We start from the raw sequence: 16,290 nt of genomic DNA on the forward strand, positions 1-16,290 counted from the left end.
ACCAGACTCACCTGTGATTTCTGAGAGTGACGTCATGTGCCCCGCCCTCTACTATACTTGTAGACGAGACGAGTGTGATCTTTGCTTTTTTCTGCAGCTCAGGAATTGTAAGAGCTCCGCAGTTGCACATTGTAGACCGGACTTTGCTCAGAGTAAGGTTTACATTATCCTTTAAGCTTCCGGCATACGGCACCAGAGAATCCACGCCTTCTTCGAAGGACAGCCTTTGTTCTCCGCCCATATCATACCGCTGCCAGTTTCTTGCCCTGGCGCTGCCCTCTCCCCAATATTCTTTCATATAGCTTCCGTTGATATTGACCCGTTTAGTCGGGCTCTCATCGAATCTGGCAAAATACCGTCCAAGCATCACAAAATCCGCCCCCATGGCAAGGGCCAGTGTAATATGGTAATCGTGTACGATACCGCCGTCAGAGCAAATAGGAATATATACTCCTGTCTCTTCGTAATAAGCGTCCCTGGCCTTTGCCACTTCTATAAGAGCGGTCGCCTGTCCTCTGCCTATCCCCTTCTGCTCGCGTGTAATGCAGATCGCTCCGCCGCCGATTCCAACCTTCACAAAGTCAGCCCCCGCATCCGCCAGGAACCGGAAGCCTTCTGCGTCCACGACGTTTCCGGCCCCGACCTTCACCCGTTCGCCATAATGATTCCTGATATAATCAATCGTGATCTTCTGCCACTCCGAAAAGCCTTCTGAACTGTCAATGCAGAGGACATCCGCCCCTGCCTCCAGCAGCGCCGGAACCCTTGTCTCATAGTCTCTCGTATTAATGCCTGCCCCCACCATATAGCGCTTGGCATCGTCGATCAGCTCATTCTCATTCTTCTTATGCGTGTCATAATCCTTTCGGAAAACGAGATATGCCAGCTCCCGGTTTTTATTCACCAGCGGCAGGCAGTTGATTTTATGTTCCCATATAATATCATTTGCCTCTTTCAGGCTTGTCTCTTCTTCCGCGTATACCAGGTCGTCGAATTTTGTCATGAATTCTTTAACCCTCGTATCTGGACTCATCCGGCTAAGCCGGTAATCTTTATTTGTAACAATGCCCAAAAGTTTTCCGTTCGGCCCTCCGTCCTCTGTTACTGCAATGGTAGAGTGGCCTGTCTTCTCCGTCAGGCGCAGCACATCCTCCAATGTCATCTCCGGAGAAACATTGGAATCGCTCACCACAAATCCTGCCCGGTACCGCTTTACCTTTTTTACCATTTCTGCCTGCTCTTTAATTGGCTGAGAGCCATAGATAAAGGACAGGCCTCCTTCCTCTGCCAGTGCTACCGCCAGCCTGTCATCGGAAACTGACTGCATGATAGCGGAGACCATGGGAATATTGATAGATACCTCTGGCTCCTCTCCTCTCTTAAACTTTACCAGCGGCGTCTTCAGATTCACCTCTGAAGGAATACATTTTGATGAGGAATATCCCGGAATCAATAAATACTCGCTGAACGTCCTGGAGGGTTCATCATAATAAAATGCCATTTCAATTCTCCTTTTCTGAATGCTTCTGCTCATATTTCGTTACGTTCTCAAATAAATCTGTAAGTCCACATAACCTTTTTTTCATCAGCAGATCAGCCATCTTTCTCGCATTCTGTCTTGACTTCCCCAGAAGCTTGGCCGTCTGCCTCAGATTTAACTGATAGTCCTCGTAAAACGTAAGATTATCCATCATGGAAGCACTGCATACGGTTGGATATGGTAAAGATTATCCTATATACGTACGCTTTCGCCGGTATTTTATCAGCTGGAAAAAGCATCGCATCACTCCCTCCAAATAATTAACTGGTTAAGTTTCATAATAACTTAACCAGTTAACCATTGTCAACCGCTCTTCTATGCCTTGCCGCACGAAGCGCGCCTTCTAAATCTCTAATATCATTTTCTGACAAGGATACTCAAATACAGTCAGCTCCTCATCATCCACAAACCCACATGCGCGATAACACGCCCTCGCCGCTGTTCCTTTCTCATCCCCGGCCCGAAACGTCACCACCTGAAGAATATCTCCCTTCTCAAAATTCGAGAGCAGGTCCATGATCAGCCGCTTCGCTATGCCCCTTTTCCGGAAGTCCGGATGAACGGCCAGAAAAGAAATTTCCTTCATTTCTCTGGAAAACAAAAGCATCGCCACAGCCATGCCGTCTTGTTCTTCCAGCAAAGCTTCCTTTTTCTCTGCCGCCATATGGACCGCATTCAAAAAATCAGTTTCCTCGTATCCGACAAAATCACCCTTTACCAGCTCCATCATCGACAATATCTGTATTTCATCTTCCGGCTTCACATATCTTATCACTTGTTTCTTCCTCTCTCTGCCATTCCCAGTTCATCCCTATCCTATGTCTTTCAACGACGCTATTTTTATCAATCGCATCTCCTGCGGAGCTCTTCCCTGCAGATTGGCAGCATAAATCCGCGTCAGTATTGATCTGCAAAAACCAATACTATTATTCTACCAGAGCCGCAGAAAAAATAACAGAAAAAAGCACGGGCAAATCTTTCCGTACGCCCATGCTCTGTTCTTTGTCTGTTTTCTCTGCTTAAATCAGGGTGTCAGCACTCTCTCAAGACCTTCAGTCTGTCCTGAATGCTCTTTTCAAATTCTTCATCCGTCATGGCCGGATCTCTCAATTCCCTGAACATCTGGCACGGCAGTTCGCTGCATTCTCCGCAGGATTTGTATTTGTGTCCGTTAACCGAACAGTCATATAATGGACAGACTTCCTTCCCGATAACAGGAACCCATGCCGCCTTTCCTTCTAAAGAATTACATCCGCCGCACGAACGCTCAAACTCGTCACATTCCTTACAAACTACTCCACATGGAGCGATTTCCTTATTCTCTGTCATGTAATCTTCTCCTTTTCTCATAACCGTATTTCTTCTTTTCATCTGTGTGTTCTTTGACCATCGGCCTAATCCGCTTTCAGGCGCCTTAAACCGACATTCACTGCATTCACCATCGTGTATGGAAATGACGCCTCCACATCTTGGGCAGGTATATCGTTCCGCCTGCAGGGATATTTCAGGCAGTGCTCCGGTTTCCCGCCGGCTTTTCCGGAACAGCCTCCGCAAGGTTTCTTATGATTACAGTATTTATAGCAGACCAGGCAGTTCATCCCGCAAGGGGCAAACAAGGCATCGTCTATTTCCCTCGGCATCTTCATCTTTCACAACCTCACACAAAATCATGGACGGCAGCTGCATTATTATCTTATCAAAGTATAGATGACAACAATATGGCATGTTAGTAAATTAATTTTTATCATAATACCGCTGTTTATAACTCTTGTATTTCATATTGTCCTTATTATTGGGTAAACCTGGCATTTATCACTAAAATATATCATAAGTTCGACCCTGCGGACCTTGTTTATTTATTGGAGATGTCGATTACATTTAATTAAGAAATAGTGTATAATAAATATGTCGATTAAAGTCGACTAATGTATAAAATATCATTCAGAGATTTCATAAAATAATTACTGCTGAAACATCTGTGAAATTGAAAGCAAAGGGGATTCTCATACAGATCAACATTCAAGGAATGATAAACCAACTTGGTTTACATAAAATAAAGGGAGGCAACAAGTATGAAAAAGAAACTTTTAGCGATTCTGCTCACTTCAAGCCTGATATTCTCCATATCAGCCTGCGGGCAGAAAAAAGAAAGCGCTGTCAAAGAGACCAGTTCTGCACCAGAAACGGAGACCACTACTACCCAGGCGCAGGAAACATCACCTGCAAAGCAAGAAAAAAAGGATTTTAACCCCAGTACAAATACCGGAATCAATTTCCGAGGGTATACTTTTTCAATTCCTTCGAATTGGATGGTCGGTGAATCCACTCTGGATACGGCAACCTTTTACCCCGAGACCGGCGATGCCTCAGCCATGCTCCAATTCCGCTGTCAAAGTTCTCCTGTCAGCACTTTCGAAGAGCTGAGCGATTATGAAGATGATTTCATAAATGGATTTTCCGGCGGCTTCGACAGTTTCAAAGCCGAGAAAACAGAAACCATAGTGATTGCCGGCGAAAAAGCTTTATTAATACCTTTCACAGCCGAATCTTCTGGATCTGACTGGAACGGAATGGTTTCTGTATTCGTATCTCATATGGCACAAAATATGTTCACTATCATGTATGTCTGCTCAGATAATACGCAATACAGTTATCTGGAAGACTGCAAAGAAATAATGGCTTCCGCCGTTATTGAGATTACAGAAACAACGGCAGCCGAATCCGAGACGCCCCCCGTTGAAACAACCGCCGAAATATCGTTGGAGCAAAAAAACGCATTGAAAAAGGCAAAAGACTATTTATCTTTCAGTGCCTTTTCTTATACCGGCTTGATACATCAGCTGGAATTCGAGGGATTTTCCACGGAAAATGCAACTTATGCCGCGGACAACTGTGGAGCAGACTGGAGCCAGCAGGCCGCGAAGAAAGCAAAAGATTATTTATCCTTCAGCGCTTTTTCCTACACCGGATTAATCGATCAGCTGGAATTTGAAGGATTTTCTACAGAAGAGGCAAACTCAGCTGTGGACAGCTGCGGAGCAGACTGGAATGAACAGGCTGCTAAAAAAGCTCAGGACTATTTGGATTATTCTTCGTTCTCCCGTCAGGGTTTAATCGATCAATTGGTCTTTGAAGGCTTCACCTCTGAACAGGCTGAATATGGTGCCACTGCTGTCGGTTATTAATTAATAACTTAAAACCGGCCTCTCACAACACAGGGACCGGTTAACATCACTCATCGAATCATTTTATATGGAAAAAGGAGAATCACTAAAATTGAAAAGGAGATTTTTATCCATCGCAGCTGTATTTATTTTAACCGCCGCTCTTACTGCATGCGGTGGAGACAACAAGAAACCAGAATCAACAACGGAAGTCAATAAAACTCCTGAAACACAGACAACTGCTGAGCAAAAATCAACTACCGAAGCTGTATCCACGTCTGAAGAATCTACCACGGTATCCGTTCCTGTTTCAGAAAGCAACGTTTCTCTGTCTGGTCTGGAACAGTATCTGCTTGACGCAGGCGTGCTGAGCGGTACCCGTACAGAAACAGCGGCAGAGATGATAGGGGCAGTATCCGGTTTTAAATATACCGATGCCGGTGCTGAAATCTACGAATTTGACGAAAACTCAGAAGATTATAAAAAGATGGTCGAAACTAATACGATTACCTTAGAGGATTTTGGAATAGCCTTATCTCCCGCTGCAATCAATGGAAAATTCGCACTGATTTTTTCAAACGAGGAAGAAGCGGATCAGGCTATCATTGATGCGTTCAATTCTTACGGAAAATAAATAATTTTATGGCCCTCGAAGATTTCATTTGCTATTTGAAAATTGGCAGGCTTCATCAATCCAGCCCATCAATCCCTCGTCAATTTTTTCTGGTTCCCGTATCACTACGTGATGCGTCCACCGGCTGCGGCAGGCTTCCGTTGCTGCCGCGATTCGGGGAGGCTGTTTTCGCAGCTGAGTCCAAAAGATACCAGCAGATATTCCTTCGAATATTTGGGCACTCTCTGGAAAGAAACCATTGCAAAAATATATTTATTTTTGAATGAAATTTGGGTCTTACTTACTTTAATAAAAACATCCGGATGCAACTCCATGAGCCTCTTTTTAAGTTCTGCATATACCGGAAGCATTGACTTCATTTTATCTTAAAAGAGCCGCTCGTCACTGGCCATTATCTTGTTTCCTCGTTTCTTTTTTCTTTATCCCGGTCAGTTCATAGCTCATTGCGATCAGGCTTTTGATCTCGTCTCCCGGCGCGCTGCCATCCAGCCGGACGCTTATCCATTTCTCTTTATTCATATGATACGCCGGATGAAAGCCCGGCTGCGTACGCAGGGAACCGATTAGAACCGGATCACATTTCACATTTAGAACATCGATCGTCTCTTCTCCGGACAGGCCCAGTTTGTCTCTGCCGACCTTCAGCACCACACCATACCACTTGCTGTTGTCTTTATGCCGCAGCACGGCATTCCAGTCCTTCCATGGATAATCAGGCTCCGTTCCATACTGCTGCTTTACATATTCAAATACCTCTTGTCTGTTCATATCAATCACCGTCCGTAAAGGAATCAAATGCCTCCAATGTAAACTTGTCCCTTTCTCCACTGAAAAATTTATCCAGCACGTTCTGAAATACCGGTTCATTGCTGACCAGAGAAAATAATGTCATAGATGATCTCAGTTTCCTGTCATCGGGATAGACCATAACGCTGCTGATATCATTGGTCTTAAGCTGCAGCAAAGCCGCTGAAATTTCCAAAAGCCTTGCTCTAAGCAGCGGATGTTCCATGTATGCCCGCGCCTCTTCCTTATCCTTTATCGCATAATACCTGGACATTTCGCTATTCCCCAGTCCCTGGATCTGAGGAAAGACATACCACATCCAGTGACTTCGCTTATGGCCGCTTTTAATCTCGGATAGCGCGGTATCATAATCCAATTCCTGCGCCTTTACAAATCTTTCCAAATTCGAAGTATCATGATTCTTCACATAAGTCACCTCCAGGTATTGATAAATTACTCTTTTAATATTTATCCAAGATACTCTTTTAAACGTCACCGTCTTTCCCCTTCTGTTAATTTTGACAACCTGACGGCAAAAACACTTAGTACATAAAAAATCAACCTGTTAGACTATTATCATGCATCACTCTTCTGTTAATTCTAACAGAATGTCTATAAAACTCATCATTTTGGAGCTCATTGATATCGCTGAACCATGCAGCGCACATTTTTCTGCCATTTGACCCCGCAAGGCTTCAACTGTATCTAAATTCAGGCTTAACCGTTCCCAACGTTTATACAGTTCTTCTACGTCAGCTCTTTTGATATTAGCCGCTTTCTCAAATTCTTTTTTACAGGTCAGAACCCAATTATCAAACCTTCTCTTATAATAGACCCAAGCATAAAAGTTTTGCAGGTTTGTCGTATCTGGTGCCTCCACATGACAATTAGGGCAAAGTAAAAACAAATTGGACGGCGTATCTTCTCCCCCCTTAGATTTAGCAAAAATATGCGCTCTGTCTAAAAAATGGTCATGATTCCACAGTGTTTTAATATTATCAGAATCAGCAGTAACATATGGAAGAGCTTCACACGCCCAACAAAATATTTCATCAGGAAAATCGGTTATCTTCACCGCTTCATCATCCGTCGTACAAGCCTCCCATAGCTTAACTTCAAAATTTTTTGTTATCGCTTTATCTTTCCAGTAATTATAAATCTCATATTTTTTTGTTTCCATTCCGATTCCTCTTTAGTAGGAGCATTCCTAATCATTGTTTCTGTCTTACCAGCAAACAAACCATCTCTACATATATGGAATGTTTGATAATGATGTCAAAAGGATACGGTTTCCCTTTGGCTGAAGTCATTTTTTCTGTTTATATATATTTTCATCACGTGTATAAAACAATCAGCGCAATAATATAGTGTTTAACTCTTTTTCTTTTATGAAATCCTCGTTGATTTCGGAACAAGTGTTTTTTATTTTAAAACACATTTCTAAGAGTGTTCCATCATTTTGACATTTATTTTTCCATATCGAAAAGTATATGTTTCTTATAACAAATATTACGAATGCATCTGGTGATAATATTCTATCTGCTCCAATCCGCAATTCATTATTATGACCAATATGTATATGTGATACATAATGAAAATTAGGATCATATAATTTTTCATCATAGTCATATCTTATTGGAAGAGCACAGTCGTTTAAAGAAGCTTCACAAACAATCTGCTCATACTCTTCAAGAAATGTACTACCACATTCTTTTTCAGATACATTAAACTCATTTTGCAAAAATTCATTATATGTAGGATATGTCCTAGGATTTTGGTAATATGCAAAGCGATATTGAACAATTGTTTCATCTCTTATTTCCAAACTAAATTGTAAAATTGAGTCATCAATCAATAAAATATCATAGTCATTATTCTTTATCGCCATATTATAAATCTCTAAATATTTATTACTATTTGAGACTGAAAAAAAATCACTTGAAAATTTTCTACTATCATAGATATTTTCAACACTGGTGTTTCTTTCTTTAAATAAATCAAATTTTCTCAATATATCAATGGATTTTAATAAAGATATTTTATACTTTGCTAAATTCAATTCTTTGTTTCTCCAAATTCTGCTCTGATTATTTGTTCTATTTCTTCTCTAGAAATACCTTTCTTTTTAACGCTCTTAATATATTTCTGAAATTTCTCTCGCTCTTTTGTTTTCCTAATATTTACATCATCTAAATCACGTTTAATCACACTTGCTTCTTTATAAGTAAATTTAAACATAAAATTATTAGCTTTAACGGATTCAATTTCTTTGACCAGCCAGTCTCCAATAATATTGCACCCTGAAACTCGTAACCATGCTTTTGTTCGGGTAAATGCTGTAAATAATTTATTCCTCATTATAATACTGTCACGATGTTCTTCACAGATATCACAACCAATCACAAAAACCATTGCTGCCTCATTACCTTTAGCCTTATATAAAGTGGACAAAGTTACACAATCATCTTCGTAAAAACCTTTTTGATATGATATCGCCGAAAGATTATATGTTCTTATATCCTTATTATATAAATCACTAGCTATTTGGGCAAAATATTTTTTTGCCCATCTATCATCTATGGAAATGACCATAATATCATCTGCTCTAAGTTTGTCAATCTTAATTGCTTTTTCAATCTGATCTACAACCCAATCCATTTCTTCTTCTACATTCTCAGCTGAATTAACAACAATAAGTTCATCAGAAGTTTGATCTTTCGAGATTGATAATGGACTATTTTCAACAGGACGTTCAATAATCATGTTATCTCCGCTAACACAATTACCTTCAACAACATGATATCCTAAATCATTCCAATGAGCATTATTTTCTAAACTCTGAATTAAAATACCATTATAAATACCAAAACCTATTGCATGAGCCAGAACGAGAATTTCACGAGGGTTTCTATATGATTTTGATAATACTATATCATTTTCCATTTCAGGATATTTCTTTTGTAATTCCGGTAAATTTATACCGTTATTTCCAAACTTATTTGCAAATGTACGCATTGTATCTTGAATTTTTACATCAAAAATGTTTTGTAAATCATCATATCCCCAAACAATACTATCGTTTTTAACAATAGAACGGCACAATTGATAAAATGAGGGTTTAAAATCCTGGGCTTCATCTATTAGCACATAATCATAATACTGATTCAAGATTCCTTTTTTCTTTATTAAGATATCCTCACATATATAATCAAATGGAAACTCTGACTTTATATTGGCCTCACGAAAAGTTATCGGTATTATTCCCTCTCTGACACAACAATCATAGTATACTCCCTTAACATTATTTCCTCCCCAAGCATGTCTAATATGAATTGAATTTTCCAAATCAGGTATTTGTCCATCCCCTAGTGTCTTGTAAAATCTAGTAACTAAAGTTTCTATATAGTCATATAGACTTTTTGTCATAAATGTGTATAATATTTTTGCATTAGGATTGTCTAAGTGAATCAATGCTGCCTTCATTGCTAAAATTATAGTTTTGCCTGTACCAGCCAAGCCTCTAATTCTCTGTGGGCCTCGTAATTGAGATAATGCTGCATATTTCTGTTCTTCATCGAACACTGCTATTTCCTGTTCCATCTTTTTAAGTATAAAAGCTTTCGATGTAAAATCTTCTTTTTCTATGATTCTCTCTTTAGGTCTTATAATTGCTGTTGAACCTTCTATAATAGAAAAAACTTGTCTTATAATATCTTCTTCAATTTTTTCAGAGTTCAGATCTTCAAGATACCGACGAACTTCTAATTCATTTTGAATTAACGGCAAAGACCCATCCTCATTAACAACATCACGATAAAAAGGTATAAATAATGCACTCGATAAGTTAATTGTCAAATCCCTTTTACCCTTTTTTATTTTCCTACTGTTCGATTTAATTAATTTAGAAAATATATAATCTTCTATCCATGATATTTCATCAACCAAATCATCAAGTTCACTGCCAGCTCTATCCCTTTCAATACTTGAACACTTAAAAGCCACAACTCCGTGGTGCGGGCTTATAAGTAATATATGTGGAAATCTAATTTCTTGGTCTAATTCCTTAATCAGGGGAAAACGATAAAATACTTTCACTTCATTATCCTTAAAGAATATTTTTTGAAGATAGCTAACCAACTTCTGTGACGGTATATCATCATAATAATCTTGTGACAAAATATTTAATTGCATTTTTCCTTATGCTCCTCTCCTATATTCAACAAATCGCCTTTAAAATAAGCCTACCATTTACTGTTTCCGTTGTAATTCAACACAAACCTCCACATGTCCTGTCCACGGAAACATATCCACCGGCCATGCTCCTTCTGCCCGGTATCCTCCCCGCGCCAGATATTTAAGGTCCCGCGCCAGCGTCTCCGGATTACATGAGATATAGACGATCTTTTTCGGAGCCAGCCGCAAAACGGAGGATAAAAATGCCTCGTCGCTTCCTGCCCTGGGAGGGTCCATAAACACCACATCGGCATGTTCCCCCTGTTCTGCCATCCCGGTCATGAATTCTCCTGCGTCATTCTGGTAAAAACGGATATTTTTCACATCGTTACGTTTGGCATTCGCAATGGCATCCCGGACCGCTTCTTTGCTGAGCTCTACCCCTATGACCTCGCTGGCCAGACTGCTGGCCGTCAGCCCGATTGTCCCGATTCCGCAGTACGCATCGATAACACGTTCTTTTCCTGTCAGGCCGGCCAATTCAATTGCCTTGCCGTAGAGAACCTCTGTCTGGACGGGGTTTACCTGATAAAAGGATCTGGGGGAAATCCGGAATACTTTTCCGCAAAGAGTATCTTCAATATATCCTTTTCCGTAAAGAGTGATCTCCCGTTCTCCCAGTACCATGCTGGTCTTCTTATCATTGACGTTCAGCACAACAGTCGTGATTTCCGGATGGAGTTCCCGAAGGGCTTTCACAAAGTTATTTTTAGATGGCAAAATCGGAGATGACAGCACCAGGACCACCAGCACCTCTCCGCTGGTAAAGCCCCGCCTGATCAGAACATGGCGAAGAAGGCCATAGCCGGTGTCTTCATCATATATTCGAATCTTAAAGGATTTTAACAGCCCACGGATATCCCGGATGATTGCGTCCGCCTGCTCGTCCTCAATGAGGCAGCCATCTATGGGAACGACTCTGTGGCTGTTTTTTTCATAGACACCAGAAATGACCGTCCCGTCTTTTTTCCGGTCAAAAACCGCATGTACTTTGTTTCGGTAATGGAAGGGATCTTTCATTCCGATTATGGGATGAACCCGGCAGATTCCCTTTAACAGAGATTCCACCATTTTCTGCTTTCTATGCAGCTGCTCCTCATAAGAAATCCCCTGATATTCACAGCCGCCGCATTTCTTTGAGGCCGGGCAGAACGGTCCCTTATCCTCCCTGCAGCCACCGCCGGCTGCAGCCGCATGGCTGTCTTTTGAAAAAACAGACTTAATCTTACCAGTATTCGGTTTCCCTTTTCGCTCTGAAAACGTTTCTCCTAATCCCGTCTTTTTACCATGAATCTTATTTCCCGGTGTTTCCTTCCCTTTCGCATCCGAAGCTTTTAACTGTTTATTCCACTTTTCGCCCTTTAACTGACTCATTCCCTGTCTCTTCCTTCCCTCTCCGGCCGTTTTTCCTCTCCGGTGTTCTCATACTTATGCTGTTCCTGCCAGCTGATTATTCTGTGCGTACCGGGTCTGCTATTTTTCATCACATACCTGAAAGATATAAAATTTCAGATAATATGAATCATCCGCCGCCCAAAGTATCGGATGGTCCGGAGCCTGAGTGCGAAATTCCACCTGCCGCAGCCGTTTGTGTACATTTTGGGCGGCTTGTCCGATCGTCCGGGTGAATAATTCATAATCCATAAAATGAGAACAGGAGCAGGTAGCCAGATACCCTCCGTCTTTGATCAGTTTCATGGCCCGCAGATTGATCTCCCGGTAGCCTTTTACCGCGTTCTTTATGGAATTCCTGGACTTTGTAAACGCCGGCGGATCTAAGATCACCACATCGAACTTCTCTCCCCGTTTCTCCAGTTCAGGGAGCAGCTCAAAAACATCGGCGCAGCGAAACTCCACTTTCTCTTCCAAATGATTCAACGCCGCATTTTCCCTCGCCTGGGCCACTCCCAATTCAGACGCATCCACGCCGAGCACGCTCTCCGCCCCTGCCAATCCCGCGTTTAAAGCAAAGGAACCTGTATGCGTAAAACAGTCCAATACCCTCGCGCCGGGGCACAGCTTCCAAATTGCCTTGCGGTTATACTTCTGATCCAGAAAAAAGCCTGTCTTCTGCCCCTCTTTTACATCCACCAAATAACGGACACCATTTTCTGTAATCTCCACCTTTGTATCAAAAGGTTCCCCAAGAAATCCCTTGACACATTCCATCCCTTCCTGCTTTCTGACCTTCGCGTCACTCCGTTCATAGACGCCGCGGATGACGATTCCATCTTCCTTCATAAGCTGTTTCAGCGTGTCAACGATCAGTACCTTAAACCGGTCGATTCCCAGCGCCAGCGACTGTACCACCAGCACGTCGGAAAACTTATCTATCACAATACCGGGCAGAAAATCGGCTTCTCCGAAAATCACCCGGCAGCTGTCCGTATCCACTACCTGTTTTCGGTATTCCCAAGCGTTCTTAACACGCATCCGGATAAATTCCTCATCTATCTCGGCATCCTTGTTCCGAGTCATCATACGGACCGTCAGCTTGGAATTCCGGTTTATGAACCCTTTTCCCAGCGGATACCCGTCGAAGTCATGTATCAGTACAATGTCTCCATCCTCAAAATTTCCCAGAATACTTGCCACCTCATTGTCGTAAATCCAAGGACCGCCTGATTTCAAAGTCCGTCCTGCTCCCTTTTTCAGCGTTACGATTGCATTGCTCATATTTTCCTCCCGCCGTCCGGCTGTATTTTATCCTCGCTGTTCAAGCCTGTTTTCCTTTATATCCCCTCTATATCCCCTCATGATCAAATGCAGGGATAAAGCTCTCCCCGGCTGCCTCGCCTTCCTGAATGAACCCATTCTCTACTCCGATGGAAACGGCATAGTCCACCAGTCTGTCATATTCCCGTTTCGTGACACGCCGGTTTAATTCAGGCCATTCATTCACCTGCAGCAGCGGCGTATATTGATTCATCAGGCTCAGATAGACCTGATCTCCGTATGTCTCATATACATAGCCCACCACTGCTTTTGCATTTTTCAAATGTCCTGGAAGAAGCAGATGGCGGACAATCACGCCTCTTTTCATATTTCCGTCCGGGCCAAAAACAGCCCGGCCCTGCTGGCGCACCATCTCTTTCAATGCGGCCTGCGCCGTTTCCGGATAATCCTCCGCTCCGGAATACCGCCGCGCCGTCTCTTTCTCCATATATTTAAAATCCGTCAGGTAGACATCCACAATGCCCTCCAGTGTTTTTAACGTAACCGTCTTTTCATAGCCGCCGCAGTTATATATGACAGGCAGGGATAATCCGCCTGTTCTGGCCTTCTCTATCGCGGCTATGATCTCCGGGGTATAATGAGTCGGCGTCACCAGGTTTATATTGGCCGCGCCTTTCTCCTGAAGCTCCAGGAATATCTCCGCCAGCCTTTCCACTGTAATCTGTTTTCCCGTTTCAGCGCGGGCAATCTGGTAATTCTGGCAGTAAACACACCGAAGGTTACAGCCGCTGAAAAACACGGTGCCCGATCCATTTGTACCAGAAATACAAGGTTCCTCCCAAATATGAAGAGAAGCCCGCGCCGCATAAATCCCGCTGCCTGTGACACCACAGTAACCTGTCTGTCCGGATTTACGGTCCACGCTGCATTCTCTCGGGCAAAGTCTGCAGATTCCCATCCCGATTCCCTCTTTTCCCTTTTAACAGCCAAAAGATATCATTATTCTACATTATACTGGAATCAGACTCTAAATACAACAACACCCATCCGCCATCTTAAAAGGAGGTACTAAAACAGACAGCGGCAGATCTTTTCCGGCTGCCGCTGTCTGTCAATATTCATATTCTGTTTCGCTCATATTCGGTCCGTGAACCTGAATTCGGTCAAACACATTACTCCATTCCGGCCAGATCCGCCAAAATATCCACACACTTTTCAAGGCCGATAACTCCGCTGTCCAGGGAGATATGATAATTCTGTGCCATTCCCCATTTTCGCTCCGTATAATATTCATAGTTCAGGCGCCGTTTTTTGTCCTTTTCTGCAAGCCTTTTCTCAGGCTTTTTTTCTGTCTCCCCATACAGCTTTACGATCCGCTCTGCTTTCTTCTTCACATCCGCACAAATAAAGGCGTGCAGGCAGTCCTCCCGGTCCCTCAGAATATAGTCCGCACAGCGTCCCACTATCACGCACGATTCTTTCTCTGCAAGCTCCAGGATGATCTTTCTCTGAACTGACCAGAGATAATCGTTTACCGACATGCCGTTGCTCTCTCTGCCTAAAAAGGAATAAGCAAAGCGGTTTTTCGTCGGTGAATCCTCGCCCTGCTCTGCTACAAACTGCTCCGAAAGCCCGGATTCCTTCGCCACCTTTTCAATCAGCTCTTTGTCGTAAAAGGAAATCCCAAGCCGCTCCGCCGTCTGCCTTCCGATCGTCCTCCCGCCGCTGCCAAATTCTCTGCTTATGGTAATAATCTTTTTCGCCATATTAACTCCTCCTTTTTCTTGATTTATTATACCATTTTTTGTTCCGAACCGAAATAAAAATGCCGGCAGTTTAAGCAAACCTCTTTTTTGCGACCCGTCTCATCAGCACTGCCGCAAGAATCAATGCCGCACCTTCCGCTATGGGAAAAGCGGTCCAGATCAGCGTCTCCGCGTTGGGAAGACGGGTAAAAATCCATGCAAGCGGAAGTGCCACTATGATCAACCGTACCATGGACACCAATAAGGAACGGACCCCATTCCCCAGCGCCTGAAAAACACCCTGATAAGCGATATTGGCGCCGGCAAACAAATAGCCCAATGTAATGATGCGCGCTGCCCGGATACAAAGCGCCCGCGTTTCATCAGACAGGGAAAAAATACCGATTAGCTGTCCTGCAAATAACTGCAGCAATATGGCTCCCACCAGCATGATAATCAATGTATAAACCATTCCGTAGCGGATTCCTTCATGTATCCTCTTTTCGTCCCGTTTCCCATAATTGAACCCAATAATAGGAATCATAGCGTTATTCATACCGAAAGCCGCAAAAAAGACAAACTGCTGAATTTTATAATAAATCCCGTATGCCGTTACCGCCGCTGTGGAAACTGCTCCAAATATGATATTCACGCCATAGGTCATGAATGACATCATAGCCTGCATGATAATGGCTGGTATCCCAATAGTATAGACTTCCGTAATGATCTTTTTCCTCGGACGCAGATATTGAAAGTCTGTATTGATATCCCTTCTGTTGCATATCATGTGAAACAGGATTCCCAGAACAAGGGAAATCACCTGTCCGATAACAGTCGCATATGCTGCTCCTTCAATTCCCATTTCCGGAAATCCCAGATATCCAAAGATCAATATTGGATCCAAAATAATGTTGGTCACAGCCCCGGCTACCTGGGCGACGGTCGACAGCATGGTCCGGCCTGTAGCCTGCAAAAGCTTCTCGTAGATCATAAACAAAATGCTTCCAAAGGAAAGTATAGAGCAGATTCCCAGATATGCCTTTCCCATTTGAAGGACAACAGGATTCTTTGTTTGGGAAATCATATAGGCATTCACGCCGAAGATACCGAACAGTAAAAATACAATATAGGTGCAGAGTCCTAAAAAGACGGCATTGCCCGAAATCCAGCTTCCTTTCTCCCTGTCGCCCTGGCCAAGGCTCTTTGACAGCAGTGCATTTACTCCGACTCCGGTACCAATGCCAATCGCGACCATCAGCATCTGGACCGGGAATGCCAGGGTAAGGGCATTCACTGCATAATCTCCCAAATGTGCCACAGTAGGCGTATCCTTTATGCTGCTCACAAAAAAGCTATCCACAATATTGTACAAAGCCTGCAGTGCCATGGATAAGATCATGGGAATCCCCATGGTCAGCATCAGCTTTTTGATGGGCGCTGTTCCCATCCGGTTCATAGTAACTTCTTTTTCCATTGTCTCGGTTTCCTCCTCATATTCAGTCGTCTCTGGAG

Annotated in this window: 16 protein-coding genes and 2 pseudogenes; 2 read left to right on the forward strand and 16 right to left on the reverse strand. The window is 42.9% G+C overall.

Annotated features, from left to right (window positions below):
• Positions 1-7: 7 nt before the first annotated feature.
• The 5 genes and pseudogenes from H9Q78_RS04085 to H9Q78_RS04105 all read right to left on the reverse strand — a co-directional run.
• Complete coding sequence (locus H9Q78_RS04085) at positions 8-1,501, reverse strand: IMP dehydrogenase (RefSeq protein ID WP_249303732.1); 1,494 nt, start codon at positions 1,499-1,501, stop codon at positions 8-10.
• A 1-nt stretch (position 1,502) separates the two neighbouring features.
• On the reverse strand, positions 1,503-1,694 hold the full coding sequence (locus H9Q78_RS04090) for a hypothetical protein (protein ID WP_249303733.1): 192 nt from the start codon (positions 1,692-1,694) through the stop codon (positions 1,503-1,505).
• A 189-nt stretch (positions 1,695-1,883) separates the two neighbouring features.
• Positions 1,884-2,315, reverse strand: coding sequence for a GNAT family N-acetyltransferase (locus H9Q78_RS04095; RefSeq protein ID WP_249303734.1), 432 nt, complete (start codon positions 2,313-2,315; stop codon positions 1,884-1,886).
• 257 nt (positions 2,316-2,572) lie between these two features.
• Positions 2,573-2,869, reverse strand: coding sequence for a DUF3795 domain-containing protein (locus H9Q78_RS04100; RefSeq protein ID WP_249304731.1), 297 nt, complete (start codon positions 2,867-2,869; stop codon positions 2,573-2,575).
• Between the two features lie 84 nt (positions 2,870-2,953).
• Positions 2,954-3,186, reverse strand: a pseudogene (locus H9Q78_RS04105) (DUF3795 domain-containing protein); the annotation flags it as partial.
• Between the two features lie 426 nt (positions 3,187-3,612).
• Here H9Q78_RS04105 and H9Q78_RS04110 point away from each other — a divergent pair.
• A complete protein-coding gene (locus H9Q78_RS04110) occupies positions 3,613-4,725 on the forward strand; it encodes an Ltp family lipoprotein (RefSeq protein WP_249303735.1) in 1,113 nt (370 codons plus the stop codon).
• A 91-nt stretch (positions 4,726-4,816) separates the two neighbouring features.
• The gene (locus H9Q78_RS04115; protein ID WP_249303736.1) at positions 4,817-5,338 is read left to right on the forward strand and encodes a hypothetical protein; all 522 of its coding nucleotides are present in this window, start codon (positions 4,817-4,819) and stop codon (positions 5,336-5,338) included.
• A 24-nt stretch (positions 5,339-5,362) separates the two neighbouring features.
• Here the strand turns inward: H9Q78_RS04115 and H9Q78_RS14615 are convergent.
• The 11 genes and pseudogenes from H9Q78_RS14615 to H9Q78_RS04165 all read right to left on the reverse strand — a co-directional run bounded on the left by H9Q78_RS14615 (position 5,363) and on the right by H9Q78_RS04165 (position 16,252).
• Positions 5,363-5,697 (reverse strand): annotated as a pseudogene (locus H9Q78_RS14615) (DUF5655 domain-containing protein).
• Positions 5,698-5,719: 22 nt separating this feature from the next.
• The gene (locus tag H9Q78_RS04120; protein WP_249303737.1) at positions 5,720-6,106 is read right to left on the reverse strand and encodes an MmcQ/YjbR family DNA-binding protein; all 387 of its coding nucleotides are present in this window, start codon (positions 6,104-6,106) and stop codon (positions 5,720-5,722) included.
• A 1-nt stretch (position 6,107) separates the two neighbouring features.
• Positions 6,108-6,551 (reverse strand): DUF1810 domain-containing protein, encoded by a 444-nt coding sequence (locus tag H9Q78_RS04125; protein ID WP_249303738.1) that lies wholly within the window; start codon positions 6,549-6,551, stop codon positions 6,108-6,110.
• A gap of 156 nt (positions 6,552-6,707) precedes the next feature.
• Positions 6,708-7,304, reverse strand: a complete 597-nt coding sequence (locus H9Q78_RS04130) for an HNH endonuclease (RefSeq protein WP_249303739.1) — start codon at positions 7,302-7,304, stop codon at positions 6,708-6,710.
• Positions 7,305-7,475: 171 nt separating this feature from the next.
• On the reverse strand, positions 7,476-8,183 hold the full coding sequence (locus H9Q78_RS04135) for a DUF2290 domain-containing protein (protein WP_249303740.1): 708 nt from the start codon (positions 8,181-8,183) through the stop codon (positions 7,476-7,478).
• Positions 8,180-10,315, reverse strand: coding sequence for a DEAD/DEAH box helicase (locus H9Q78_RS04140; RefSeq protein WP_249303741.1), 2,136 nt, complete (start codon positions 10,313-10,315; stop codon positions 8,180-8,182). The genes H9Q78_RS04135 and H9Q78_RS04140 overlap by 4 nt, the downstream gene beginning before the upstream one ends.
• Positions 10,316-10,372: 57 nt before the next feature.
• Complete coding sequence (gene rlmD / locus H9Q78_RS04145; protein ID WP_249303743.1) at positions 10,373-11,731, reverse strand: 23S rRNA (uracil(1939)-C(5))-methyltransferase RlmD; 1,359 nt, start codon at positions 11,729-11,731, stop codon at positions 10,373-10,375.
• A 99-nt stretch (positions 11,732-11,830) separates the two neighbouring features.
• On the reverse strand, positions 11,831-13,033 hold the full coding sequence (locus H9Q78_RS04150; protein ID WP_249303744.1) for a class I SAM-dependent rRNA methyltransferase: 1,203 nt from the start codon (positions 13,031-13,033) through the stop codon (positions 11,831-11,833).
• Between the two features lie 67 nt (positions 13,034-13,100).
• Entirely contained in the window at positions 13,101-13,991 is an 891-nt protein-coding gene (locus H9Q78_RS04155; protein ID WP_249303745.1) for a radical SAM protein, read from the reverse strand.
• A 214-nt stretch (positions 13,992-14,205) separates the two neighbouring features.
• A complete protein-coding gene (locus tag H9Q78_RS04160) occupies positions 14,206-14,799 on the reverse strand; it encodes a cytidylate kinase-like family protein (protein WP_249303746.1) in 594 nt (197 codons plus the stop codon).
• A gap of 70 nt (positions 14,800-14,869) precedes the next feature.
• A complete protein-coding gene (locus tag H9Q78_RS04165) occupies positions 14,870-16,252 on the reverse strand; it encodes an MATE family efflux transporter (RefSeq protein ID WP_249303747.1) in 1,383 nt (460 codons plus the stop codon).
• Positions 16,253-16,290: the final 38 nt, after the last annotated feature.

This window comes from Qiania dongpingensis, assembly GCF_014337195.1.
Classification (GTDB): domain Bacteria; phylum Bacillota; class Clostridia; order Lachnospirales; family Lachnospiraceae; genus Lientehia; species Lientehia dongpingensis.

What these genes read in the sequence shown, in the direction of transcription:
- H9Q78_RS04085 (WP_249303732.1), bottom strand. Translation starts at nt 1,501, where the DNA reads ATGGCATTTTATTATGATGAACCCTCCAGGACGTTCAGCGAGTATTTA.
- H9Q78_RS04090 (WP_249303733.1), bottom strand. Translation starts at nt 1,694, where the DNA reads ATGATGGATAATCTTACGTTTTACGAGGACTATCAGTTAAATCTGAGG.
- H9Q78_RS04100 (WP_249304731.1), bottom strand. Translation starts at nt 2,869, where the DNA reads ATGACAGAGAATAAGGAAATCGCTCCATGTGGAGTAGTTTGTAAGGAA.
- H9Q78_RS04110 (WP_249303735.1), top strand. Translation starts at nt 3,613, where the DNA reads ATGAAAAAGAAACTTTTAGCGATTCTGCTCACTTCAAGCCTGATATTC.
- H9Q78_RS04120 (WP_249303737.1), bottom strand. Translation starts at nt 6,106, where the DNA reads ATGAACAGACAAGAGGTATTTGAATATGTAAAGCAGCAGTATGGAACG.
- H9Q78_RS04130 (WP_249303739.1), bottom strand. Translation starts at nt 7,304, where the DNA reads ATGGAAACAAAAAAATATGAGATTTATAATTACTGGAAAGATAAAGCG.
- H9Q78_RS04140 (WP_249303741.1), bottom strand. Translation starts at nt 10,315, where the DNA reads ATGCAATTAAATATTTTGTCACAAGATTATTATGATGATATACCGTCA.
- rlmD (WP_249303743.1), bottom strand. Translation starts at nt 11,731, where the DNA reads ATGAGTCAGTTAAAGGGCGAAAAGTGGAATAAACAGTTAAAAGCTTCG.
- H9Q78_RS04150 (WP_249303744.1), bottom strand. Translation starts at nt 13,033, where the DNA reads ATGAGCAATGCAATCGTAACGCTGAAAAAGGGAGCAGGACGGACTTTG.
- H9Q78_RS04155 (WP_249303745.1), bottom strand. Translation starts at nt 13,991, where the DNA reads ATGGGAATCTGCAGACTTTGCCCGAGAGAATGCAGCGTGGACCGTAAA.
- H9Q78_RS04160 (WP_249303746.1), bottom strand. Translation starts at nt 14,799, where the DNA reads ATGGCGAAAAAGATTATTACCATAAGCAGAGAATTTGGCAGCGGCGGG.
- H9Q78_RS04165 (WP_249303747.1), bottom strand. Translation starts at nt 16,252, where the DNA reads ATGGAAAAAGAAGTTACTATGAACCGGATGGGAACAGCGCCCATCAAA.